This window comes from Haloferax sp. Atlit-109R (genome assembly GCF_003665865.1).
GTDB lineage: Archaea > Halobacteriota > Halobacteria > Halobacteriales > Haloferacaceae > Haloferax > Haloferax volcanii.
This window is the reverse complement of the sequence record NZ_QPLO01000001.1, coordinates 483,286-502,189: the sequence shown is the minus strand read 5'-3', so window position 1 is coordinate 502,189 and position 18,904 is coordinate 483,286. Positions and strand designations below refer to the sequence as shown.

Annotated in this window: 24 protein-coding genes and 1 tRNA gene; 13 read left to right on the top strand and 12 right to left on the bottom strand. The window is 66.2% G+C overall.

The window, feature by feature from the left end:
- Positions 1-96: 96 nt before the first annotated feature.
- Together DVK03_RS02650 and DVK03_RS02645 are read left to right on the top strand one after the other, a co-directional pair.
- Complete coding sequence (locus DVK03_RS02650; protein ID WP_115802157.1) at positions 97-822, top strand: DUF2270 domain-containing protein; 726 nt, start codon at positions 97-99, stop codon at positions 820-822.
- Between the two features lie 49 nt (positions 823-871).
- Positions 872-945 (top strand) — tRNA-Phe (locus DVK03_RS02645).
- A 399-nt stretch (positions 946-1,344) separates the two neighbouring features.
- On the opposite strand, the gene DVK03_RS02640 is transcribed toward DVK03_RS02645, so the two are convergent.
- The 8 genes from DVK03_RS02640 to DVK03_RS02610 all read right to left on the bottom strand — a co-directional run bounded on the left by DVK03_RS02640 (position 1,345) and on the right by DVK03_RS02610 (position 5,594).
- Positions 1,345-2,154, bottom strand: a complete 810-nt coding sequence (locus tag DVK03_RS02640; protein ID WP_115802156.1) for a hypothetical protein — start codon at positions 2,152-2,154, stop codon at positions 1,345-1,347.
- 117 nt (positions 2,155-2,271) lie between these two features.
- A complete protein-coding gene (locus DVK03_RS02635) occupies positions 2,272-2,664 on the bottom strand; it encodes a helix-turn-helix domain-containing protein (RefSeq protein WP_004044428.1) in 393 nt (130 codons plus the stop codon).
- Positions 2,665-2,779: 115 nt separating this feature from the next.
- Positions 2,780-3,427 carry a helix-turn-helix domain-containing protein gene (locus DVK03_RS02630; RefSeq protein WP_115802155.1) on the bottom strand — a complete coding sequence of 216 codons (648 nt, stop codon included), beginning with the start codon at positions 3,425-3,427 and terminating at the stop codon, positions 2,780-2,782.
- A gap of 102 nt (positions 3,428-3,529) precedes the next feature.
- Entirely contained in the window at positions 3,530-3,991 is a 462-nt protein-coding gene (locus DVK03_RS02625; RefSeq protein WP_115802154.1) for a pyridoxamine 5'-phosphate oxidase family protein, read from the bottom strand.
- A gap of 117 nt (positions 3,992-4,108) precedes the next feature.
- A complete protein-coding gene (locus DVK03_RS19940; RefSeq protein ID WP_188148070.1) occupies positions 4,109-4,255 on the bottom strand; it encodes a hypothetical protein in 147 nt (48 codons plus the stop codon).
- A 124-nt stretch (positions 4,256-4,379) separates the two neighbouring features.
- On the bottom strand, positions 4,380-4,541 hold the full coding sequence (locus DVK03_RS02620; RefSeq protein WP_004065263.1) for a zinc ribbon domain-containing protein: 162 nt from the start codon (positions 4,539-4,541) through the stop codon (positions 4,380-4,382).
- A 70-nt stretch (positions 4,542-4,611) separates the two neighbouring features.
- On the bottom strand, positions 4,612-5,010 hold the full coding sequence (locus DVK03_RS02615) for a helix-turn-helix domain-containing protein (protein WP_004065264.1): 399 nt from the start codon (positions 5,008-5,010) through the stop codon (positions 4,612-4,614).
- A 128-nt stretch (positions 5,011-5,138) separates the two neighbouring features.
- Positions 5,139-5,594 carry a pyridoxamine 5'-phosphate oxidase family protein gene (locus DVK03_RS02610; RefSeq protein ID WP_004044434.1) on the bottom strand — a complete coding sequence of 152 codons (456 nt, stop codon included), beginning with the start codon at positions 5,592-5,594 and terminating at the stop codon, positions 5,139-5,141.
- Between the two features lie 122 nt (positions 5,595-5,716).
- Here DVK03_RS02610 and nucS point away from each other — a divergent pair, with 122 nt between their 5' ends.
- Positions 5,717-6,523 carry an endonuclease NucS gene (nucS, locus tag DVK03_RS02605; RefSeq protein WP_115802153.1) on the top strand — a complete coding sequence of 269 codons (807 nt, stop codon included), beginning with the start codon at positions 5,717-5,719 and terminating at the stop codon, positions 6,521-6,523.
- Here nucS and DVK03_RS02600 read toward each other — a convergent pair whose 3' ends face one another.
- Positions 6,524-7,174 (bottom strand): type 1 glutamine amidotransferase, encoded by a 651-nt coding sequence (locus tag DVK03_RS02600; RefSeq protein ID WP_115802152.1) that lies wholly within the window; start codon positions 7,172-7,174, stop codon positions 6,524-6,526.
- Positions 7,175-7,334: 160 nt separating this feature from the next.
- On the opposite strand from DVK03_RS02600, the gene DVK03_RS02595 reads away from it, so the two are divergent.
- On the top strand, positions 7,335-7,865 hold the full coding sequence (locus tag DVK03_RS02595; protein WP_004044437.1) for a 50S ribosomal protein L16: 531 nt from the start codon (positions 7,335-7,337) through the stop codon (positions 7,863-7,865).
- An 85-nt stretch (positions 7,866-7,950) separates the two neighbouring features.
- On the top strand, positions 7,951-8,823 hold the full coding sequence (locus DVK03_RS02590) for a RimK family alpha-L-glutamate ligase (RefSeq protein WP_115802151.1): 873 nt from the start codon (positions 7,951-7,953) through the stop codon (positions 8,821-8,823).
- Between the two features lie 24 nt (positions 8,824-8,847).
- Here DVK03_RS02590 and DVK03_RS02585 read toward each other — a convergent pair whose 3' ends face one another.
- Entirely contained in the window at positions 8,848-9,210 is a 363-nt protein-coding gene (locus tag DVK03_RS02585) for an Hsp20/alpha crystallin family protein (protein ID WP_004970480.1), read from the bottom strand.
- A gap of 267 nt (positions 9,211-9,477) precedes the next feature.
- On the opposite strand from DVK03_RS02585, the gene gap reads away from it, so the two are divergent.
- Positions 9,478-10,530 carry a type I glyceraldehyde-3-phosphate dehydrogenase gene (gene gap, locus DVK03_RS02580; protein WP_115802150.1) on the top strand — a complete coding sequence of 351 codons (1,053 nt, stop codon included), beginning with the start codon at positions 9,478-9,480 and terminating at the stop codon, positions 10,528-10,530.
- A gap of 75 nt (positions 10,531-10,605) precedes the next feature.
- The gene (locus DVK03_RS02575) at positions 10,606-11,811 is read left to right on the top strand and encodes a phosphoglycerate kinase (protein ID WP_115802149.1); all 1,206 of its coding nucleotides are present in this window, start codon (positions 10,606-10,608) and stop codon (positions 11,809-11,811) included.
- A gap of 8 nt (positions 11,812-11,819) precedes the next feature.
- Here the strand turns inward: DVK03_RS02575 and DVK03_RS02570 are convergent, their stop codons facing one another.
- Positions 11,820-12,119 carry a hypothetical protein gene (locus DVK03_RS02570; RefSeq protein WP_004044442.1) on the bottom strand — a complete coding sequence of 100 codons (300 nt, stop codon included), beginning with the start codon at positions 12,117-12,119 and terminating at the stop codon, positions 11,820-11,822.
- 107 nt (positions 12,120-12,226) lie between these two features.
- On the opposite strand from DVK03_RS02570, the gene DVK03_RS02565 reads away from it, so the two are divergent.
- Positions 12,227-12,715: a metallophosphoesterase gene (locus tag DVK03_RS02565; protein WP_115802148.1), complete on the top strand. Its 489-nt coding sequence runs from the start codon at positions 12,227-12,229 to the stop codon at positions 12,713-12,715.
- A gap of 216 nt (positions 12,716-12,931) precedes the next feature.
- Positions 12,932-13,918, top strand: coding sequence for a hypothetical protein (locus DVK03_RS19650; RefSeq protein ID WP_147301738.1), 987 nt, complete (start codon positions 12,932-12,934; stop codon positions 13,916-13,918).
- 138 nt (positions 13,919-14,056) lie between these two features.
- Here the strand turns inward: DVK03_RS19650 and DVK03_RS02560 are convergent, their stop codons facing one another.
- A complete protein-coding gene (locus tag DVK03_RS02560) occupies positions 14,057-15,124 on the bottom strand; it encodes a type II glyceraldehyde-3-phosphate dehydrogenase (RefSeq protein ID WP_115802147.1) in 1,068 nt (355 codons plus the stop codon).
- A 189-nt stretch (positions 15,125-15,313) separates the two neighbouring features.
- Between DVK03_RS02560 and DVK03_RS02555 the strand changes: the two genes are divergently transcribed.
- The 4 genes from DVK03_RS02555 to DVK03_RS02540 all read left to right on the top strand — a co-directional run bounded on the left by DVK03_RS02555 (position 15,314) and on the right by DVK03_RS02540 (position 18,860).
- Positions 15,314-16,273, top strand: a complete 960-nt coding sequence (locus DVK03_RS02555) for an aminopeptidase (RefSeq protein ID WP_115802146.1) — start codon at positions 15,314-15,316, stop codon at positions 16,271-16,273.
- Between the two features lie 138 nt (positions 16,274-16,411).
- Positions 16,412-17,068: an HVO_0476 family zinc finger protein gene (locus DVK03_RS02550; protein ID WP_115802145.1), complete on the top strand. Its 657-nt coding sequence runs from the start codon at positions 16,412-16,414 to the stop codon at positions 17,066-17,068.
- Positions 17,069-17,165: 97 nt separating this feature from the next.
- On the top strand, positions 17,166-18,104 hold the full coding sequence (locus DVK03_RS02545; RefSeq protein WP_115802144.1) for a bifunctional 2-polyprenyl-6-hydroxyphenol methylase/3-demethylubiquinol 3-O-methyltransferase UbiG: 939 nt from the start codon (positions 17,166-17,168) through the stop codon (positions 18,102-18,104).
- A gap of 21 nt (positions 18,105-18,125) precedes the next feature.
- A complete protein-coding gene (locus DVK03_RS02540; RefSeq protein ID WP_004065276.1) occupies positions 18,126-18,860 on the top strand; it encodes a protein-L-isoaspartate O-methyltransferase in 735 nt (244 codons plus the stop codon).
- Positions 18,861-18,904: the final 44 nt, after the last annotated feature.

Genomic DNA, 18,904 nt, shown 5'->3' with positions numbered 1-18,904 from the left:
CCGGTGCGAGGCCGGCCGGAGCGCAGGAGACACCTTCCTCGGCCCGTAACCCAGAAGGCTCTTATCCTCCGGCAGTTGTGCATCAAACGAACAACAATGTCTGACGACGGGGAGCTGGAACCTCCCGCGGGAATGGACGACACCCACATCGGCGCGGGCGTCTTCGACGAGACGATGGGGCCGGGGTCGTCGTTTGCGCACCTCTATCGGGGAGAGATACACCGGATGAAGTCGTGGCGGGAGCGGCTGGACCGGACCAGCAACTGGGCGATTACGCTGATGGCCGGGATTCTGACGTGGTCGTTTTCCGCACAAACGCATCCGCACTACCTCATCCTGATCGGAGTGGTGACGCTGAGCATCTTCCTCAGTATCGAGGCGCGTCGCTTCCGCGCGTACGACATCTGGCGCTCTCGAGTTCGGCTGATTCAGCAGAACGTCTGGGCGTACGCGCTCGACCCGGACGGCGGCGTCCTCGACGAGAACTGGCGGGAGAAACTCGGCGAGGACTACCGCACGCCGAACATGAAAATCCCCTTCGAGGAGGCGCTGGCTCACCGGCTCCGGCGGGTGTACCTGCCGCTGTTCCTCGTGATGCTCGCCGCGTGGGTCATCCAGTTGACGACGTACACGGACGGAACGACTCTCGTCGGGAGCGCCGGCATCGGCGGCGTCCCCGGAAACATCATCGTCGCGTTCGTCGCCGGGTTCTACGCGACGCTGCTCGGCATCTCGTTCCGCCCGCGCGAGTGGCACGTCAACGGCGAACTCATCCCGAGCGACGTGACGGGGTGGGAAGAGTCGGAGTACGGCGGGTCGTAGCGCCGCAATTCGAAATGGTTTTTTCGCTCCTGCGCGTCTGTCGAATCGCGCCGCCTTAGCTCAGACTGGGAGAGCACTCGACTGAAGATCGAGCTGTCCCCGGTTCAAATCCGGGAGGCGGCATATTCTGAGATTCTGAGCGACGCGAAGAATCGAAGAAACGACGCCGGACCGATTTGAACCCAAGAAGTCGAACGGAGTGAGCCTTCTTTCGGTTCAAATCCGGGAGGCGGCATTTTCCTGCGAACTACCGAGGGAGCGAAGCGACCGAGTCGTGAGCAGTGAAAATTCGACCCGACCGGATTCTGAACCAGCGAGCAAATCTCTGATTTGCGAGTGAGGTTCAAATCCGGGAGGCGGCATCCGTTTTCTACGCGATTCTCATTCGAGAGTGGTACGAACTCGACTGAAGAGTGAGCTGTCCCCGTTCCCGCGAGCGACGCGAACAAAGTGAGCGGGCGGGTGAGATTCAAATCCGGGAGGCCTCATTGAAGACCGAGACACGGACCCCAAACCGGCCCCCTACGCCCGCGCTTCGTCGAGCCACGCGGGTTCCTCGACGGTCGTCGAGCCGACGCCCGTGAGCGAGTACTCCCACGACCCGCTCACCTCGGACCCGTCGTCCATCCGCCCCGAGAACGACCACGATTCGTGGCGCGAGAGGCCGTCTTCGTCGACGAGGACGACGTACTCGAAGCTCGTGACCTCCAGAGTTCCGGGCTCGCCCTGCGCCGCGGCCGACCCGGCGAGAATCAGCGCCTCGTTCGCGGCCGACAGTTCGTAGCGTTCGACGGACGCGCCGTCGAACGTCTCGGTGCCGGCGAACGTCAGGTCGTCGTCAGCGCCGTACGCGCGGGCCTGCGAGAGCGCGATGGCGGTGGCGAGGACCTCCGTCGACCCCTCGTACGAGGTGTACGTGGCCCCGTCGTCGCCGCCGACGCGGACGTACGTCACGCCGTCGGCGACGTACTGCTCGACGCCGCCCGCGTCGGACTGCCCGTCGGTCGTCGAGGTCGTGCGACTGTACGACCGTTCGGCGTCGAGGTCGGCGGCGAACTCGCGGGTGACCGCGGTTTCGACGCCGTCCGCGTCGACGCCGGCGTACGACCAACTGACGGTGAAACTCCCGGCGTCGGGGAGCAGGCGCTCGGGGTCGCTCAGTTCGAAGTCGTCGCCGTCGCTCGACGCGTCGGTGTCCGCGCTGCCACCGCCGTCGGTGGGAGTATCGGTGTCGTCGGCGTCGGCGGCCGGGGCGACATCCGCGCCGCCGGCGCACCCGGCGAGAAGCACGAGGACTGCGATAAGTAAGACAGGAATGCGGTTGGAGTACACGACGACGATACGACGAGGAGAATCTTAAGTAGGCACAGCGAACCGCGTCGTTCGGCGCTGTCGATGGCGAGTACGGGACGGGAGCCGCGCGAGCGCGGCGCTCAGACGGGGCGACGCTCAGGCGGTCACCGACGCCGACTGCGCCACGTCGCGGTGCGAGACGCGGACCTCGACGCCCGACGGGGTGACGGAGACGGTCACGTCGTCGACGGTGCGTTCGTATTCGGCCGTGTGAGTTCCGGACCGCGAGATGCGCAGGCGCTTCGAGAGGAGGCCGGCGTCCACGAGCGGGTCGAGCTTTCGGTAGGTGGTCGAAAGCGGGAGGTCGCACGCCTCGGAGAGTTCGCTCGCAGAGCGGGCGATACCGTCGGTCGCGTCGAGGATGCGTCGGCAGTCGTCGTCTTCGAGAAGCGAAAAGAGCGCGTCGACCTCGTCGTGGTCGTCGACGACGCGGGGTTCGGAGGCGGCCGTTGCAGAGCGGAAATCGAACGGGAGCGAAGCCTGACTCATACTGTTGTAGAACCGGCGAACGGGGACCAACTGACAACCCCGATAGCGTGGGACGTTTATATACTCCCGTCGGACTCGGGTGGCGAGGGGGGCCGGCGGCGACGGCGGCGGGTCGCTATCCTTCTTCGAGCACGTCGCCGAGCAGTTTCGTCAGGGCGGCGGCGAGATGTTCCGAGAACGTCGATTGGTTGATGTCGAGTTCGGCGGCGACCTCGGTCGCGTTGGCCCCGCGCGGGCGCTCGAAGTAGCCCATGTCGTAGGCGGTCTGGAGGACTTCGAGTTGGCGGGCGGTGAGCTTCCCGCGGTCGACGAAGACGCTGTCGCCGGGGGCGTCGCCGGTGGGCGAGCGCACGAGGCGCTTGATGTCGAGGCCGGGGAAGCGGTCGCGAAGCTCACCGATGACGGCCTGTAACTGCTCGTAGTCGGCGGCGTGGAAGACGAGCGTCAGGCTGCCGCGCTGGGCGAAGTAGCGGTCGACCGGACAGCCGAACTCCCCGAGGCACTCGCAGGGACAGTCGGCGCTCCCGTCGTGAGTGTAGCGGTAGAGGTGCTTCGAACCGTAGGAGAAGATGGGTTCGAGCGCGGACGCGTCCGGCGGGTCGTCGGCCTCAAGGACGAACTCGGAGACGCTCACTTCGCCGGGGGTGGAGACGACGCTGGTCGAGACGGAATCGACGACGGAGTCCGTCGAGTGGGCGACCGAGGCGACGGGGCAGACCGACGGCGAGTCGAACTCGACCGTGGCGCGGATACCGGCGGGCATGAGGTTACGAGCGGGCGGGTCGAGGTTCGTCGCGGGACGCGCTGCCCGCCGCAGCGACGACCGTCGCGACGGGGGCCGCCTCGGAGGCGACGACCGCGGGCATTACTGGTCGGACTCCGGGGCGTCCAGTTCGACGGCGCGCCCGCCCAGCGTCTCGGGGTCGAGTTCGAACAGTTGGATGTCGAGGTCGCGCTTCGTCTCGCCCCAGATTTCGAACAGCGGACGCTTTGCCTTGCCGTACTGGACGATTCGTTCGACGGTCAGCTCGTCGGGGTCGACGCGTTCGAGCGTCCCCTCGGCGATGATGCTCCGATAGCTCCCGTCGTTCGACTCGTGGACGACGAGCCGGGCCCGCGGCGACGACGTGAGGAACTGCCGTTTTTCGCTTTCGGGTGTGGAGACGAGTCGGAGATAGAACCGACCGCTCTCGCCGTCGTAGCCGTAGGAGATGGGAATCGCGTATGGTTCGTCCGCCTTCGCGAGCGAGAGGACGCCCGTCTCGTGACGGGACAGGACCTCGCGTATCTCGTCGGACGAGAGTTCGGTCTGTTGGTCCAGAGACATCGGTTCGTACCACCAGACTCGCGGCCGACGTAATTACTGTTACTTCTCGGCACGCCCGAGAGAGTCGAGTCGGGTGATATCGGCGGACCCGGTCGCGACTCGGTCGCGGGCGCGCGCTCAGGTAGCCGAGAAGGCGTCGGTCGTGAGCGCGGCGCTGCAGACGACACAGCCGTTTTCGAGGAGAGCGTCGCGCATGGAGTCGTTGACCAGCATGGACTCCGCACACTCAGGGCAGACGAATGTGTAGTCCGCGCTGTCACTCATGTGGTTCGTAGTACGCGTGGCACACGTATATGTAGCCTACTGTTTTTCGAGTGCCGGGGACGCGGCGAGGCGAGCGCCCCGACCGAGCGCCGGTTCGGTCGCGGGCGCGACCGAAAAGCGAGACTCACGCGGGACATGGGTCGAAGGCGTCAGCCGAGACGGGGCTTCCGCAGATGGGACAGCCGCGTTCGAGGACCGCGGCGCGCATCCCGCCGTTGACGGCGAAGCCCTCGCCGCACTGCGAACACGTGAACTCGTAGTCGTCCGTCGTCGTCGTCGCGCTCATCAGTCCACCTCCGGCGAGGCGAGCGCCGTCTCGGTTCGCTCCGTCCGCCGCGCGGCGGCGCGCGTCGCGGTCATCGCGACCGGCCCTCCGCGCCGTCTTCGCCGCCGTCGGTGGCGACCTGCCGGAACGCGAGCGACACGCCGGCGTCGTCGAACGAAAACGAGAGCGTGTCGAAGTTGGTCGCGAACTCCCGCGGGTGGTGCGTCGCCGTCTGGACCCGCAGTCGCTCGTCGAGGAGCGACGCCTCGGTCAGCAGGTCGAGCTTCCGGTAGACCGTCGACAGCGGCACGTCACAGAGTTCGGCGCACTCCTGTGCGGTTCTCGGAGCCTCGTCGCAGGCGGCGAGGATTCGCCGGCTGTCGCCGTCGCTGAGCGCCGAGAGGGCACTCGACGGGTCAGAGAGGACGTGGCTGCGGCGCGAGTTTCGGGTCAACGACTGTTCGACGGCGGAGACAGATGACGTGTTCATACTTCGATAGACGACCGACAGCGGGAGGTATCTCCGCCCGCGCTATCCGGGGAGGTTTAAGTACTCGACCCGTCGAAGGCTTCGAGTCGGGCCAGTCTGCGGGGCACCGCGGGGTTCGAACTCGGCGCTCACGCGCGCCGGCGCTGAAGCCCCGACCGGGAGTCGATGCGAAGCTCCCAGCCGAGGATGTCCTGCATCGGCTCCGTCTCCGAGAACAGGGTCGGATACCACGCGTTGTCTTCGAGCGCGTCGCGGACGCGGTCCCAGTCGCCGTCGTCGACCTGGTGGAGTTCGCCGTCGACGACGACGCTCTCCCACTGGTCCCGCGACGGGGCGTTCCAGACGGTGAAGCTCGCGCGGGCGGTCCGCTCCGCGAACTCGGCCTTCTTCGAGGACTCGCCGGGGCGGAGGAAGACGAAGTAGAGCCGCCCCCGGTCGGCGTCGTAGCCGAACGAGAGGGGAATCCCGTAGGCGACGCCGTCGTCCGCGAGCGAGAGGACGCCGACGCCCTCCTCGCGGAGCAGGCGGTCTATCTCCTCGGCCGGCATCTCGATGCGGTTGTGTTGGGCGAAGTCAGGGGCCATGGGAGAGATACGCACGGGGAGACCATAAGCCTGCCAGCGAACTGACCCGTCTCACCAGCGTCCCCCGACGCGGCGACGCGGGGCTTATCCCCGGCGACGACGAACCGCGGGACGACACCCGGATGACGGTGAACACACTCCACCGGCCGACGCACCGCGACGCCCTCGTCCACCTCGAAGCCGCCTTCGAGCGCGGCGACATGGTGACGATATTCGGGCGGTGTACGGTCGATTACGACGGCCGCGCGACGAGCGAACTCGGCCCCGGCGACCGGCTCGTCGTCCTGAAGCCGGACGGCTCGATTCTGGTCCACACCGACGAAAAGCGGACGCCCGTCAACTGGCAGCCGCCGGGCTGTACCCACTCCGCGAGCGTCCGCGACGGCCGGCTTCGGGTCAGAAGCACGCGCACGAGCCCCGACGAGCGCCTCGACGTACAGTTCGAGCGCGTCGAGCAGTGTTCGGCCTACGCCGTCAACGACCGGAGCGACCTCGAACTCGTCGGCAGCGAGGAGGACCTACGTCAGCACATCCTCTCGGACCCCGATGTCCTCGAACCGGGGTTCGAGCCGCTCGAAACCGAGCGACAGAGCGACGCGGGCGCTATCGACATCTTCGGCGAGGACGCAGCGGGCGTTCCGGTCGTCGTGGAGTTGAAACGGCGGCGCGTCGGTCCCTCGGCGGCGAGTCAGCTTCGCCGGTACGTCGACGCGCTCCACCGCGAGTTCGGTGACGACGAGCCGATTCGGGGCGTCCTCGTCGCGCCGTCGGTGACGGAGCGAGCCACCGACATGCTCGACCGCGAGGGGCTGGAGTTCGTCGCGCTCGACCCCGAGACGGGCGAACCGCCGGTCGAGGAGGACGAGAGTGAAAGCGGGGACGAAGGAGAAGACGAGGACGAGAAAACCGACGCCGACGCGGACGCCTAATCAGTCCAGACCGGCGGCGGCGACGAAGTTCTCGAGGGTTCGGTCGGCCGTCACGTCGTCGAAGTCGCGGTCGGCGTCGTCGTCGGGCCAACCGAAGTCGTCGTCGATACGGTCGAGGAGGCCGGCTGTGAACTCGGGGTGGTACTGGACCGTCCAGACGGGCGCGTCCTCGTGGCGGGTGGCGAGGTGGTCGTAGTAGTCCGCGGCGGCGACGGTCTCCATGCGGTCGCCGGGGGCGACGACGTAGTCGCCGTGAACCATCGGGATACGTCCGGAGACGCCGTCGAACAGCGGGTCGTCGTCGAGGTTCACGTCGGTGATACCGCGGCGCTGGTCGCCGGCTTCGACCGTGCCGCCGAGGGCGTCGTTGACGAGTTGGTGGCCGAAACAGACGCCGAGCGTGGGCAGTTCGCGGGCGACGAGGTCGCGGGCGAGCAGGCGCGCGTCGTCGAGCCACGGTCGCTCGTCGGTCTCGTAAACGCCCGCGGTGCTCCCGGTGAGGACGACGGCGTCGACGTCCGAGAGCGTCGGGAGGCCGTCGACGGGAATCGAGTGAACGGCCCCCTCGCGGCCGTCGAGCGCGAGGTCGGCGAGCGCGTCGGTGAAGTACGCGGGGCCGTCCGCAGGCATACAGTCGCAGACGAGCAGCATGGACAGAACCGTGGCGGCGGCGGCGCATAAGACTGTCTCCCGGCCGGGACGGTCGGTCCCTGCGACGAACCGGCGTGCGAGGGGCTGACACGACCGCGGCGGGCGAATGAAGCTTCGAAGCGTTTTTAGCCCGCCTGACCCTTCGGTTTCACAAGTAACCATGTCAGACAAACCCGCCTCTATGTACCGGGAGATTACGAACCCGGCGTACACCCGACGCGAGTACATCACGGGTATCCCCGGTTCGAAGATCGCACAGCACAACATGGGCGACCTGCAGGCCGACCCCGAGGACTACCCCGTCCAGATCAGCCTGAAGGTCGAAGAGGAAGTGCAGATTCGCCACGGGTCGCTCGAATCCGCGCGTCTGTCTGCCAACCGCCTCATGCTCAAGCACGCGGGCGAAAAGCAGTACAAGATGATTCTGCGCAAGTTCCCGCACCACGTCATCCGCGAGAACAAGCAGGCGACCGGCGCGGGTGCGGACCGCGTCTCCGACGGGATGCGCCAGTCGTTCGGGAAGGTCGTCGGGACCGCCGCTCGCATCCCCAAGGGGGAGACGGTGTTCACCATCTACTGCGACGTCGAGGACGCCGAAACGGCGAAGGACGCCTTCCGCCGCGCGTACAACAAGATGTCGCCGCCGTGCCGCATCGTCGTCGACCGCGGCGAAGAACTGCTCGTCGCGTAAGTTCGCGTCGGCGCGTCGGCGCGTGCTCGGAACGCGCCTCGCCTCGAACCCACCATTTTTCCCCCGGGACCCCGCCTCGTAGCGTATGCTTCGGTTGGCGGTCACCACCTCCAGCGAGACGTTCGAGCGAATGCGCGGCCCGCTCGGAAAACGCGGCATCGACGTGGGACACCTCCGCGCCAAGGAGTTCGCGCTCGACCTCTCGACGCCGCCGGCCGAGTCGTTCGACGTGGGCTTCGTCTACCCCACGCGGCCGATGGAAGGCGGCGTCGTCACCGCCAGACACGACGTTCCGTGGGTGAACACGCGCGAGGACGTGCTCACCTCGCGGAACAAGGCGGGCGTCATCGCGGCGCTCGAACGCGCCGGCCTGCCGGTCCCGCGGAGCGTCTGCGTCTCGAACCCGGCGGACGAGTCGGACCTGCTCGACGCCGTCGAATCGGCGGGCCTCGACTACCCGGTCGTGGTCAAGCCGAACTCGACGACGCGGGGCGTCGGCATCGCCAAGGCCCACGACCCGGACTCGCTCTCGGGCCACGCGGACGTGCTGGGGCTCGTCCACGACTTCCGAGCGACCGGCGACAAGTCGTTTCTGATTCAGGAGTGGCTCCCGGAGGCGCGAGACTACCGAGCGATGGTGCTCGACGGCGAGGTCGTCGGCGCGGTGGAGCGCCGCCTGTCCGACGGCGCGCGCGACGGCGGGCGCTGGAAGCACAACGTCCACCGCGGCGCGGAGGCGGTCGGGGTGACCCTCCCGAAGCGCCACCGCGAGCTCGTCGAGTCGGTCGCCGACGAACTGGGCATCCGCTATCTCGGAGTCGACCTGCTCGAATCCGACGGGCGGGTCGTCGTCTCGGAGACGAACGCCCGGCCGACCATCGACGACGACGCGAAGTACGACGCCGACTTTTTCGACCGACTGGCGGCGCTCATAGAGCGGGTCGCAAAGAAGTCCTGAGCGGGCCGTAGCGAAGCCGAGTCGTTACTCGACGTCGATGGCGGCGGAGTCCTCGGCGCGGTCGAACGTGACCTGCAGGACGCCGTTGTTGAACGTGGCCGACGCGGAGTGTTCGTCGACGCGGGCCGGGAGGCGGATGCGTTCGTCGTACTCGCGGCGGTCACCGGCGGCGCTGATAGTCAACGTCTCACCGTCGCACTTGAGGTCGATGGCGTCTTTGTCGACGCCCGGGAGGTCCGCGACGAGTCGGAGTGTAGAGCCCTCATCGTACACGTCGATGTGGGTCTCGGAGGCGAATCCGGCGTCGCCTCCGGTCATGTCGTTCATCATCCGTTCGATTTCGTCGAAGATGTTGTCGAACGGGTCGTCGCGGTCGTCTCTGACCATGAGGGGCGCTATGAAATCGGAGGATAAAACGTTTCTGCCTGTGACAGTCACCTGCCAGCGAATCGCCAGGATTCGGCCGCGAGCGACCGTCTACAACCTGACCACTCGCCCCCGTGCGGGCGTGTCAATCGCCGCCCGTGTCTGACCGGTTATGTTCGTTTCTGTCTAGATTGTGATTGTGAATGAAAGGTAACGTTCGATTCAGTCTGATTTACCGAAACAGATATACTCCTGCGCTCGAGATATCTATACGGATACTACTCGAACATGAGTGAAAAATCCTACCTCAGCGCGGGCGAGAACGTGGATGAATCGGACGTGGTGCGGGTGGCACTCAACGGCTTCGGCCGCATCGGCCGGAACATCTTCCGTGCCGTCCTCGACAACCCGAAGGTCGAACTGGTCGCCATCAACGACGTCATGGACTTCGACGACATGGCGTATCTCGCGAAGTACGACTCCGTCATGGGCCGGCTCGACGGCGTCGAGCGAGACGGCGACTCGCTGTCCATCGGCGGCACCTCGGTGAGCCTCTACAACGTCCAGTCCCCCGCGGAGCTTCCGTGGGGCGAACTCGACGTGGACGTGGCGCTCGAATGTACGGGCATCTTCCGCACGAAGGAGGACGCCTCCGCACACCTCGAAGCGGGCGCGGAGAAGGTCGTCATCTCCGCGCCGCCGAAGGGCGACGAGCCGGTCAAGCAGATCGTCTACGGCGTCAACCACGACGAGTACGACGGCGAGGACATCGTCTCGAACGCCTCCTGTACGACCAACTCCGTCACGCCGGTCGCGAAGGTGCTCGACGAGGAGTTCGGCATCGAAAACGGTCTCCTGACGACCGTCCACGCCTACACGGGCAGCCAGAACCTCATCGACAGCCCCCACGCGAAACAGCGCCGCGGGCGCGCCGCCGCCGAGAACATCGTCCCGACGACGACCGGCGCGGCGCAGGCGGCCACCGAGATTCTGCCCCAGCTCGACGGCAAGCTCGACGGCATGGCGATTCGCGTCCCCGTGCCGAACGGCTCGCTCACCGAGCTCGTCGTCCGCCTCGAAGACAAGCCCTCCGTCGAGGAGATTAACGACGCCTTCCGCGCCGCGGCCGACTCCGGCCCGCTCGCGGGCGTCCTCGGCTACACGGACGACGAGGTCACCTCGCGTGACATCCTCGGCCTGCCGTTCTCCAGCACCGTCGACCTCAACACGACCAACCAGGTCAACGACGGCGGCCTCTACAAGATTCTGACGTGGTACGACAACGAGTACGGCTTCTCCAACCGGATGCTCGACGTCGCCCACTTCGTCACGCACCAGTAGACGCCGCCGCGAATCGCCCGCGGTTTCAGCGCGAGCTACCCACCACTAAGTACTCCCTCCACGTTCTTCCACCCGATGTTCAAGACCCTCGACGACCTCGACCCGGAGCAGCGCGTACTCGTCCGACTCGACCTCAATTCGCCGGTCGAAGACGGCGAGGTCCAAGACAACCGACGGTTCGACCGCCACGCGGAGACCGTCCGCGAACTCGCCGAGGCCGGCCACCGCGTCGTCCTCATGGCCCATCAGGGCCGCCCCGGCGGCGACGACTTCGTCTCGCTCGAACAGCACGCGGACATCCTCGCCTCGCACATCGACCGCGACGTGGGCTTCGTCGCTGACACCTACGGCGACGACGCCATCGCCGCCATCGACGCGCTCGAAGCCGGCGACGTGCTCCTCCTCGAAAACACGCGGATGTGCGACGAGGAACTCCCCGAAGAGGACCCCGAGGTCAAAGCCGACACCGAGTTCGTCCGGACGCTCGCCGAGCACGTCGACGCCTACGTCAACGACGCGTACTCGGCGGCCCATCGCTCGCACGCCTCCCTCGTCGGCTTCCCGCTCGTGTTACCCGCCTACGCGGGCCGCGTGATGGAGACCGAGTACGAGGCCAACTCCTCCATCGCCACCCGCGAGTTCGACGGGCAGGTGACGATGGTCGTCGGCGGGACGAAAGCCACCGACGTCATCGACGTGATGAACAACCTCGGCGACAAGGTCGACCAGTTCCTGCTCGGCGGCATCGCCGGCGAACTGTTCCTCCGCGCGGCCGGCAACGACGTGGGCTTCGACCTCGACGGCATGGACTTCTTCGACGACCAGTGGGAAGCGAACCGCGAGACCATCGAGTCGCTTCTCGACGAGCGCGGCGACCAGATTAAACTCGCGGTCGACCTCGCCTACGAGGACGAGACCGACGACCGCGGCGAAATCGCGGTCGCCAACATCACGGAGAAGGACCGCGCGTACCTCGACGTGGGCTCGATGACGGTCGACGAGTACGACCCCATCATCCGCGACTCCGAGGCCGTCTTCGTGAAGGGCGCGCTCGGCCTGTTCGAAGACGAGCGCTTCGCGGTCGGCACGACCGGCGTCCTCCGCGCCATCGCCGAGACCGACTGCTTCTCCGTCGTCGGCGGCGGCGACACCTCCCGCGCCATCGGGATGTACGGCATGGACGAAGGCGACTTCGGCCACGTCTCCATCGCCGGCGGCGCGTACATCCGCGCGCTGACCGGCGCGCCGCTGGCCGGCGTCGAGGCGCTGAAGCAGGACTGAAGCCGCGCTCAGAGATCCGCGTCCCTTTTTGCGACGAGCCCGGCGGCCCCGTCGACGAGTAACCCCACGCCAGTTGCGAAGACGCCGAGCGTCAAAACCGCAGTGAGAAGCCCGCCGTCCGGGAACGAACCGGCCGCGCGGACTGCGAGTGTATGAGCCGCGCTGTACGTCGTCACACCGACGAGCACCGCGCCGGTGAAGACGGTCCCGTGGTCGCCGGTTTCGAGGACGAGACCGTCCGAGTCGGTCGCGGCTGTCGGCTCGTCGTCGGGAATGTCGTCGCCGTGACGGTTTGGGTCGTCGCTCATTTCCCGGCCTCCGAGTCGATGGCGAGATGGCACATACCGGCGACAGCGGGCGCTCGGGATAAAAGTGTCACCCAACGTTGATAGCCGACGCCGCCGAACCGGCTCCTATGAAACTCGGCGTCGTCTCCGACACGCACGACAACCTCGACCACGTCGAAGCCGCGGTCTCGCACTTCGAATCCGAGGGCGTTGACGCGGTCGTCCACTGCGGCGACATCGTCGCGCCCTTCTCGGCCGCGCCGTTCGACGCGGACTTCGACTTCCACGCCGTCCGCGGCAACAACGACGGCGAGTGGGCGCTCCGCGAGGCGGTCGAGTCGTTCGGCACCTACCACGGCGACTTCGCGCACCTGACGCTCGACGGCCAAGAGATAGCGGTGTACCACGGCACGGAAGCCGGACTGGTGGACGCGCTCGTCGACTCGGGGACGTACGACCTCGTCCTGCGCGGCCACACCCACGAGCGGGTGGTCGAACACCGCGGGAAGACGACGCACATCAACCCCGGCGGCCTGCCGATTCCCGGCGCTGACGACGCGTTCCACGTCGCGGTCGTGGACCTCGACACGGGGAACGTGGCGTCGCGGTCGCTGTGAGGGAACAAATCGGGTGGGTGGCCCGTGTAACGTCTATTATTTATCGGATTGTCCTGTGAAACAGTCGCATGGAGATTCGGACTCGGCAATGAGCCAACTGTTTAAACAGTTATCTCCGTAATCAAAAATAGACGATTAATCGAACTTCAGATTGTTATGCGTAGTTCAACTGATTGGGATGCCTTTCTCCACTCACGGTTTGAGCGATTCAGTCAGATGCATGGGTCCGAATTGGCACAGGCATCCTTTGAAACAGTGTTTCGAGAATCAACATCCATCTCAGAAACCCATAACCCAACGCAGGCAGGTCCACCTGGACGATTCCTCGACCCTTGGGAAGGGTTAGATCTTCCGCCCCATGCACAGCGCAAGGTGGCGATATATCTGCTTGCTATCACCTTACTGAGTGACACCAACCGTGTCGACTCAGGACATTTTGAATATTGGCGTTGTACTGGTGCTTTTGCATCAAGATTCTTAGAGGAGATAGAAAATCGGAGGAAACATATTGAACTCAGTGAACGAGGTGGCAATTTCACAAAAGAAGAGATTGTGAAACTGCACGGTTGGACGGTTGAACACCCGTTTGATGAAGTGGATATACACGAACTTTGTCTCCTCATCCAACTTGGATTACTTAGTTCGAATAAGGAGGAGCGTCTGGAAAACATCACCTATATCCCTTGGAAAAAGGTTGCTACGTATTCTTTCCAGATTGCGTCTCGATTTGGACTTCCCGTGTTAGAGGACCTATCTGATCGAATGTCAGAGCGCGGAAGCCGTATTCAGAAAAACCTCCGTTATTGGTTTGAAGAGACTGAAAACAGAGAGACAGCACGAGTTCTACTCGAATTTAATCGCTTGGGTGACGTAGATACGTCTTCATCTACCTCTGTCGTTTCACAAATCCATGAGACGGTGGATCAAAATGATCTGAGAGACCGTTCGGGCCAGATTCGTGGGGATGGACTGATTAGGAAGTTACACCATATTCGAGGAGGTGTAGCTCACGGTGATTTGGGTCGTGGAGTCGCAGTTATCGCGATTACACTCTGTTGTTTAGTATTCTGGGATTCACTATATCAAGATCAATATACTGCGATTAAAGATCGACTTGCATTTGACTATGCCTTTGGAATCTCAGAATCTGAACAAACCAGTAGACAGAATACATGGCATCCGTATGATTTTTATACTCTCTAATCTGGTGGAATAAGCTAACTGAGCAGAGTCAAAATACACCATCTGCTACGGGGTTCAAAGAGTCGAATGGGTGAAAAGCCGCGGCCGCACCGAACCGTCCCGAACTGCACCGCACCGAACTGAGCAGACGATTCGCCGTTAGTCGTCGGCGAACTCCGCGCGCGCCTGCTCAGAGAACCCAGAAGGGTCGCCGGAGATGCCGATGCCGAGCGTCCGGTCGGTGAGCGCCATGCTGTCCTGTTGGTCTTCGAGGTCGAACATCGCGCGGATGGCGTCGACGTTCTCGGGAATCACGTCGGACTGCTGGTGGATGGCCTGGAACAGATAGAGGTCGCGGCCGTTGACGCCGATGGACTCGCCCCACACGCAGTTTTCCCACATGTCGCCGCGCGGGCGGCCCGCGTCGAGCGCGAAGTCCATGAGCTTGCCCGCGCCGTCGATGCCCATCCCCTCGGGGATGACGTAGACGCGGTTCTCGCCTTCGAGCAGTTGGCGGACGTGCGCGCCGGTCACGTCGTCTTCGAGCGTGACGTTGAGCGCGTGGACGTGCATCAGCGTCGCCGGCACCTTCAGCCCGAGCGTGTCGATTTCGAGGCCGGGGAAGATGGTCTTCACGTCGGGGCCGTGGTGCGACGGAATCTCGATTGGGTTCGGCAGGATGTCGTTTATCGGCCCGCGGGAGTTCTGGCCGGGGTCGCCGCCGCGGCGGACGAGCGTCGCCCGAACCTTCTCGACGCCGTACTCGGCTTCGAGCGGCGCGATGATGCGCGAGAGGCCGGTCGTGTTACAGGAGACGACGCGGACGTAGTCGGCGTCGCGGGCGGCGTCGAAGTTGGCCCGCGCGTTGAAGCTCACGTCGGCCACGTCGGCGTCCTCGCCGCCTTGGAAGATGGCGGGCGTGTGGTGCGTCTCGTACAGTTCGCGGTTCTCCGCGCCGATGCCGGACGGCGTGCAGTCGACGATAACGTCGGCCTCGGCGACCAGTTCGTCAACCTCGCCGGCGAGGTCGACGCCGGCCTCGGAAAACAGCGGCGAGCGTTCCGGAATCGCGGCGTACATCGGGTAGCCCCGTTCGCCCGCGGTGTGCGCTTCGAAGTTGGGCTGGGTCTTGGCCACGCCGATGAGTTCCATGTCGGGCTGCGCGTGGACCGCGTCGGCGACGCGCTTTCCGATTGTGCCGTAGCCGTTGACACCCACTCGTATCATGGGAGACAAACGACCGGGCCCAACCATAGTTATTTCGATGGTTAATACTTAGAAATTAACTCTCGGGCGAGTGAGTCCCTCGATTACCTCCGAGGCGAGTGAAACCCCCGATTCGGGGCGACGGGGCGGAAACCGAACGCGAGGGGGCAGATGGGAACGCCTAACAGCGCCGGCGGCGCAGGTGTCCACATGACCGAAGCCGACGCCGACCTCCGCGCCGCCAGCGAGACGGCGGTCCGTCAGTGTCTCGACCTCCAGCCCGACGAGTCGCTCGTCGTCGTCACCGACGACAAGCGCGAGCGCATCGGCGAGGCGCTCTACGAGGTCGCAGGCGAGGTGACCGACGACGCGACCATCGTCCGCTACCCCCCGGGGAACCAACACGGCGAGGAGCCGCCCGCGCCGGTCGCCGCCGCGATGCAGGCCTGCGACGCCTTCCTCGCGCCGACGACGAAGAGCCTGAGCCACACCCGCGCCCGCGGCGACGCCTGCGACGCCGGCGCTCGCGGCGCGACCCTTCCCGGAATCACCGAGGAGGTGTTCGTCACCGGCCTCGACGCCGACTACGACGCCATCTACGACCACAGCGCGGCGATGCTCGACGCCGTCGGCGGCGCCGACGAACTCCGCGTCACGACCGAGAAAGGCACGGACGTCACGTTCGTCCGCGGGGACCGCGAGTGGCTCGCAGACACCGGCGCAATCGCGGACGCCGGCTCGTTTTCGAACCTCCCCGCGGGCGAAATCTTCCTCAGCCCCGCGTCCGCGACGGGCACCTACGTCGTCGACGGGACGATGATGCCCCACGGCCGCCTCGACGAGGGACGGGAACTCCGCTTCGAAGTCGAAGACGGCTACGTCACCGAGATTTCCGACGACGACATCCGCGAGCAGGTCGAGGCCGCGGCGGAGGAAGTCGGGCAGGACGCCTACAACCTCGCCGAAATCGGCATCGGCACCAACGTCGGCGTCACCGACCTCGTCGGCTCCGTCCTGCTCGACGAGAAGGCCGCCGGCACGGTCCACATCGCCATCGGTGACGACGCCGGCATCGGCGGCGACACCGACGCGCCGCTCCACCTCGACGGCATCATCCGCGAGCCGACGGTGTACGCCGACGGCGAGGCAGTCGACCTGCCGCAACCCTAAGCGGGCGCACGCCGCGCCCGTGACCGGCCGGTCCGGTCGGTCGGCTCGCCCCGTTCGTTGAGCGAGCGTCCTGCCACCGAGTCCCACGCCGAGGCGGAGAAAGGCGGCTTTTTACGGCCTGATGGGCTAGCGACCCGTATGAGCCTACCCGACGCCGGCGAGCGCGTCCCCCTCTCCTGTCCGACGTGTTCGCCCGACGAACCCACCGTCCACGAGGTGCTGAAGCCCGGCGGTCACTCGACCGTCCGGTGTACCGAATGCAGCCACGTCCACAAGGAGAAAGTCGAGATTCCCGACGAGACCGAGATGAACGTCGTCGTCTCGCAGGACGGCGACTCCGTCTCTACCGGAGTGCCCGTGCCGGTCGGCACGACCATCGAGGTCGGCGACGAGTTCATCGTCGACACGCCCGAAGCGATTCAGCTCGTGCGCATCACGGGCATCGAAGTCGGCCCCGAACAGCGCGCCGACGAGGCCGCGGTCGCGGACGTGAAGACCGTCTGGACCCGCGTCGTCGACAACGTCGCGGTCAACGTCACCATCCACCCGAAGGACGGCAAGCGCGAGGACACCCGGAGCGTCACCGTCAACGTCCCCGGCGACTACGAGTTCGTCGTCGGCGAGACGGAGGCGTTCGGCGACGAGGAGGTCGAAATCGAAGGCCTCGTCGTCCGCTCGGACGCTCCCGAGTACCGCCACGGCAAGCTCGACCACCCCGGCGACATGGTGTACGCGAAGGACGCGAAACGCGTCTACGCCCGCGACCAGACCTCGACCGCGTGGTCGGCCTGGTAAGGGCGAATCCGACGCCGAAGCACTCCGCCCCGCCGACGCCGAACGGCACCGCCCGCCCAACGCACGACCTTTTGATTCCCGGCCCGTCGGTTCGACCATGCCTACCCGCGACCGGTCGCAGTCGTCGGTCGAATCGCTCGCGCTCCTGTGGGCCGCCCGCGAGAGCGGCGTCATCGACGCGCTCACGACGAGCGCCGGCACCGCCGAGGCCGTGGCCGACACCGCCGGTATCGAGCCCCGTGCGGCCCGCATCACCGTCGAGGCGCTGGCCGCGATGGGCTTCATCAAGCGCGTCGGCGACGAGTACGAGATAACCAACCGCGCGCTCGGCTTCCTCGCCAAGCGCGACGTGCGCTCCATCGGCCGCCTCCCGCACGCGCTGGACCGCTTTTCGCTCTACGCCGACCTCCCGGAGACGATGGCGACCGGCGAGCCACCCGCGTTCCCGGACGACTGGCTTCGGAACCGACTCGGCGCGCACGATGCCACCGAGGAGTCGGTCGTCCGGGCCTGCGTGACCGCCGCGGTCCGCGCGGCTCCCGACGCGACGCGCGTCCTCGACCTCGGCGGCGCGTCGGGCGTCTTCGCCCGCGAGTTCGTCGCCCGCGGCCGCGACGTGACCCTCGTCGACGACGCGGAGACCGTGGAAGTCGTCCGACCGCTCCTCTCCCGGGCCGGCGTGGACCTCGTCGCGGGCGACCCGACCGACCCGCCGGTATCGGGGTTCGAACTGGTCTTCGCCGGCGACGCCTTCGCCGGGCGCGACCCGGACGACTCGCGGGCCCTCGTCGCGGGCGCGTTCGACGTCCTCGAACCGGGCGGCGCGGCGGTGTTCGTCGATAGCCTGCACGGCCGGTGTTCGACCGACGCGACTGCGGGGCGGGCGGTGAACGCGCTCGCGGCCGGCCGCGGCGACCTCCACGACGAGGAGACCGTTCGCTCGTGGGTCGAATCGGCCGGATTCGACGGCTGTACGGTTCGAGACGTGCCGGGGACCGACCTCCAGGCGGTCGTTGGCGAGCGTGCGGTTGATTAGGACCGACCTCCGAGGTCGACTATGGACAACTCGGTGCTGCGCGACGACATGGTCGACGGTTTGGAGCACTCGCTGGAGTCGCTCCCGGAGGCCGTCTCCATCGCCATGCGCAGCGTCCCGCGACACGAGTTCGTCACCGACTCGCCGTATCAGAACCGCCCGACGGAGCACCGCGACACGAACACGACCATCCTCGCGCCGACGACGGTCGCGCGCCTGCTCGCCGCGCTCGACCCCCAACCGGACGACGAGGTGCTCGTCGTCGGCGCGGGCGTCGGCTACACCGCCGCGGTCCTCGCCGAAATCGTCGGCGACGCCCGCGTCCACGCGGTCGACATCACGCGCTCGCTCGTCTACGAGGCGCGCGAGAACCTCCAGCGCGCCGGCTACGGCGGCGTCCTCGTGGACTGCCGCGACGGCGCGGAGGGGCTGGCCGACTACGCGCCCTTCGACCGCATCCTCGTCGAGGCCTCGGCGGTCCGCCCGCCCGCGCGACTCCTCGCACAGCTCGCTGACGGCGGCCGACTCGTCATGCCGAAGGGCGTCGGCGAGCAGACGCTCGTCGCCGTCGAGGACGGCGAAGTGGCCGAGTCGTTCGGCCCGCTGTCGTTCAAGCCGCTGCTCGTCGACGGCGAACAGACCGGAAGCATCGTCAGAAACCGGACGCGCCGCGAGGACCCCGAGTACGAGGGTCGCGGCTGGCACGCCGGCCACGGCTGGGAACAGGACTGGATAGACTGGGGCGGCAGCGGGTAGACGAGGCGGAACGACGCGGGAGGGTGGAAGCGGGCGCGGCAGGT